The organism is Kitasatospora sp. NPDC007106 (genome assembly GCF_040634455.1).
Taxonomy (GTDB): domain Bacteria; phylum Actinomycetota; class Actinomycetes; order Streptomycetales; family Streptomycetaceae; genus Kitasatospora; species Kitasatospora arboriphila.
Genome location: NZ_JBEYFP010001228.1, coordinates 1 through 1,394 on the forward strand (window position 1 = coordinate 1; position 1,394 = coordinate 1,394).

At 56.5% G+C, this 1,394-nt stretch carries 1 rRNA gene; it reads right to left on the reverse strand.

From position 1 onward, the window contains the following. Window positions 1-2: 2 nt before the first annotated feature. Window positions 3-1,394 (reverse strand): 23S ribosomal RNA (locus ABZ641_RS37365); the annotation flags it as partial.

The following is a 1,394-nucleotide window of genomic DNA, read 5'->3' on the forward strand; positions in this document are numbered from 1 at the left end:
CTGAGGACAAGCCCTCGGCCTATTAGTACCGGTCAACTCCACCCATTACTGGGCTTCCATATCCGGCCTATCAACCCAGTCGTCTACTGGGAGCCTTACCCTCTCAAGGAGGTGGGAGTGCTCATCTCGAAGCAGGCTTCCCGCTTAGATGCTTTCAGCGGTTATCCCTCCCGAACGTAGCCAACCAGCCATGCCCTTGGCAGGACAACTGGCACACCAGAGGTTCGTCCGTCCCGGTCCTCTCGTACTAGGGACAGCCCTTCTCAACACTCCTACGCGCACAGCGGATAGGGACCGAACTGTCTCACGACGTTCTAAACCCAGCTCGCGTACCGCTTTAATGGGCGAACAGCCCAACCCTTGGGACCTACTCCAGCCCCAGGATGCGACGAGCCGACATCGAGGTGCCAAACCATCCCGTCGATATGGACTCTTGGGGAAGATCAGCCTGTTATCCCCGGGGTACCTTTTATCCGTTGAGCGACGGCGCTTCCACAAGCCACCGCCGGATCACTAGTCCCTACTTTCGTACCTGCTCGACCCGTCAGTCTCACAGTCAAGCTCCCTTGTGCACTTACACTCAACACCTGATTGCCAACCAGGCTGAGGGAACCTTTGGGCGCCTCCGTTACCCTTTAGGAGGCAACCGCCCCAGTTAAACTACCCACCAGACACTGTCCCTGATCCGGATCACGGACCCAGGTTAGACATCCAGCACGACCAGAGTGGTATTTCAACGGCGACTCCACAACAACTGGCGTTGCTGCTTCACAGTCTCCCACCTATCCTACACAAGCCGAACCGAACACCAATATCAAGCTATAGTAAAGGTCCCGGGGTCTTTCCGTCCTGCTGCGCGAAACGAGCATCTTTACTCGTAATGCAATTTCACCGGGCCTGTGGTTGAGACAGTCGAGAAGTCGTTACGCCATTCGTGCAGGTCGGAACTTACCCGACAAGGAATTTCGCTACCTTAGGATGGTTATAGTTACCACCGCCGTTTACTGGCGCTTAAGTTCTCAGCTTCGCCCGACCGAAATCGGACTAACCGGTCCCCTTAACGTTCCAGCACCGGGCAGGCGTCAGTCCGTATACATCGCCTTACGGCTTCGCACGGACCTGTGTTTTTAGTAAACAGTCGCTTCTCGCTGGTCTCTGCGGCCACCCCCAGCTCGGAGTGCAAGACTCTTCACCGGGGCTGGCCCCCCTTCTCCCGAAGTTACGGGGGCATTTTGCCGAGTTCCTTAACCACAGTTCACCCGAACGCCTCGGTATTCTCTACCTGACCACCTGAGTCGGTTTGGGGTACGGGCCGCCATGAAACTCGCTAGAGGCTTTTCTCGACAGCATAGGATCATCCACTTCACCACAATCGGCTCGGCATCAGGTCTCAG